The organism is Micromonospora sp. KC213, assembly GCF_004348325.1.
Taxonomy (GTDB): Bacteria; Actinomycetota; Actinomycetes; order Mycobacteriales; family Micromonosporaceae; genus Micromonospora.
Window position 1 is genome coordinate 1 of sequence record NZ_SMKF01000314.1, and the last position, 2466, is coordinate 2466.

The window sequence follows — 2466 nt, forward strand, 5'->3', positions numbered from 1 at the left end:
CCGTCCGGGCCGTCCCCGCCCTCCTCGCTTCCCGCGCGCGAATCCGGAGGATCCTGGTGGGAAACGGTCCCTGGCGGTGCCTGTTCGTGCCGAGATCTCTCCCCGTGCCGGGAGGCGTCGGCCCCGCCGGCCGGCTCACCGACGCCGAGTTCGTACAGGAACCGGCTGGGTTGCTCCTCGTGGTCGTCGCCACCGACGGCGGCCGAGGCGACGGCGGTGACCAGCAATCGCCGCCGCGCCCGGGTCACCGCGACGTGGAAGAGCCGGCGTTCCTCGTCCAGCAGGGCGGAGGTCTGCCCGACCAGACCAGCCCGCACGCCGGTGCCGTCGGCCCGGCCGGCGAGCACGTCGACCAGCCGCTCCGAGCCGAGCAGACTGCCCCGCAGCCGCAGGTCGGGCCAGATGCCCTCCTGAACCCCGGCCACCGCGACCAGGTCCCACTCCAGGCCCTTCGCGGCGTGCGCGGTGAGCAGCCGGACAGCGTCGCCCCGGTCGGCGCTGGCGGCCAGGGTGTCGGCGGGCAGATCCTGGCCGAGCACGTGGTCGAGGAAGACCTCGGTCCGGGCACCGGGCAGCCGGTCGGTGAACCGGGCCGCCGCGTCGAAGAGCACCAGCACGGCGTCCAGGTCACGGTCGGCGGCCTCGGCCCGCCACCGCTGGGCGGTCTCGTGCTCGCCGGTGGCGGCCCGCCCCCGGTTGATCGCGCCGGCCCAGCGTTCGGCCAGCCCGCTGGCCTGCCACACCGCCCAGAGCACATCCTCGGCGGTGGCACCCGGGGTGGCCGCCGCCCGCCGTGCGGTCGCCAGCAGCTCCGCCACCGTACGGGCGGGCTCCACCCAGCGCCGGTCGATCCCGGCCAGCTCGGCCGGGTCACGCAGCGCCGCCACGATCAGCTCGCCGGAGGGGCGACGGTCACCGCCGGCCAGCGCGAGAGCCCGTAGCCCCTGCCGCAGCCGCCGCTCGGCCAGCGGGTCGGCCCCGCCCAGCGGGGAGTGCAGCAGGGCGACCGCCGCCTCCTCGTCCAGCCGTTCCGGCTCCAGCGCGCAGCGCAGCAGGAGCAGCAGCGGCGCGACCCCCGGTTGCAGGTGCAGCGGCAGGTCCTCCCCGTGCACGACGGTCGGCACCCCGGCGGTGTGCAGGGCTCGGCGCAGCGAGGGCAGGTGCAGGTGGGTGGAGCGGACCAGCACCGCCATCTCGGACCACGGCACGCCGTCGAGCAGGTGCGCGGTACGCAGCGCGTGGGCGAGCCAGGCGGCCTCGCTGGTGGCGGAGCGGAAGGTACGCACCTCGACGGTGCCGGGCGGGGTGCCGGGCGGCGGGCGCAGCCGCCGGTGCGCGGCCGGCCCGCGCAGCCGTCGGGCGAGCCGCCCCGCCGCCCCGAGCAGCCCGGCGCCGGCCCGGTACGACGTGGTGAGCGTGACCTGCGCGGCCGGTGCTCCGGAGGCGGTGCGGAACCGGTGCGGGAAGCCGCCCACCACGGCCGGGTCGGCACCACGGAAGGCGTACGTGGAGGAATCCGGGTCGGCGAACGCCACCAGCGGCTTGCCGCCACCGGCGATCACGGCGAGCAGTTCCTGCTGGGCCGGGTCGGTGTCGGCCAACTCGTCGACGTAGACGTGGGCCAGCCGGCGACGCTCGGCGTCGAGCAGCCCGGGGTCGTCGAGCAGCATGCCGGTGGCGGCCCGGACCAGTTCGGCCGGGTCGTACGCGACCGAGCCGCGGTTGCTGACGTCGCGCAGGGCGAGCACGGCGACGTACTCCCGGAGGAAGCGGGCGGCGGCCGGCCAGTCGGCGCGGCCCAGCTTCTCCCCCAGCCGGGCCAGCTCGACCGGGCCGACACCCCGCTCGGCGGCACGCATCAACAGGTCGCGCAGCTGGGCGGCGAACGCCCTGGTCCGCAGGGCGGGACGTAGATCCTCCGGCCAGCCGACCGGATCGTCGCCGGGCTCCTCGCCCACCACGTCGAGCAGTTCCCGGATGATCAGGTCCTGTTCGGGACCGGTGAGCAGCCGGGGCGACGGCTCGCCCCGCTCGGCGGCGGCCCGGCGCAGCAGTCCGAAGGCGTACGCCGGAAAGGTGCGCACCAGCGGCTCGCGGAGCACCCGGTGACCGTCGGCGGCGATCCGCGCCTCGATCCGGTGGCGCAGCTCGGTGGCCTGCCGGCGGGCGAAGGTGAGCACCAGGATCCGCTCCGGGTCGACGCCTTCGGCCACCCGGGCGGCGACCGCCTCGACGAGGGTGCTGGTCTTGCCGGTGCCGGGACCACCCACGACCAGCATCGGCCCGTCGGTGTGCGCGACGACCTGCGCCTGGAGCGGATCGGTGAGCCGTCCGCGGAGGCGCCGCGACGCGTCGTGCGGGCTGGCGGGGACAGGGTGCTGACCGCGGTCGCCGGTCGGCGGATGGGATCTGCCGGTGCGGTCCGCCGGGTGCGCGCCATCGCCCGCCGGCCCCGCGGACCGCGGC

Annotated in this window: 1 protein-coding gene; it reads right to left on the reverse strand. The window is 77.0% G+C overall.

Annotated features, from left to right (window positions below; translation table 11 throughout):
* On the reverse strand, positions 1–2466 hold a 2466-nt coding region (locus E1166_RS30175; RefSeq protein ID WP_243710603.1), incomplete at both ends, for an ATP-dependent helicase.